Here is a 310-nt window from a genome sequence, read left to right as displayed (position 1 = left end):
CGGAGAAACCGCGTGACCTCACAGCTTCCCCTGCCGAACTTCGACTCGAACACCCCCTTTGCAGAGGGCAACACCCTAGTGATTGCGCTGCAGGGCTTGAACGACGCCGGTGAGGCGGCGAGCTCGGCGGCGACGGAACTCCAAGAGCAGCTCAACATCGACCTGCTCGTTGAGCGCTTCGAGTCGGAGGACTTCTTCGACTACAGCGTCGCGCGCCCTCGGGGCGAGTTCGCGGGCGACGGCCGCAAGGTGATCCGCTGGCCGGGCGCGACCCTCGCCGGACCGGTGCGCGGTGGGCGTATCTACACGC

At 67.1% G+C, this 310-nt stretch carries 1 protein-coding gene; it reads left to right on the top strand.

Going from position 1 to position 310, the window contains the following annotated elements:
- Nucleotides 1–12: 12 nt before the first annotated feature.
- Nucleotides 13–310: PAC2 family protein (locus QM019_RS12730; RefSeq protein WP_345961036.1), on the top strand; the 298-nt coding region annotated here is incomplete at its 3' end.

It is taken from the genome of Gulosibacter sediminis (assembly GCF_030011715.1).
GTDB lineage: Bacteria > Actinomycetota > Actinomycetes > Actinomycetales > Microbacteriaceae > Gulosibacter > Gulosibacter sediminis.
Note: the sequence above shows the minus strand (reverse complement) of the source record. Positions and strands in the feature narration are given on the sequence as shown.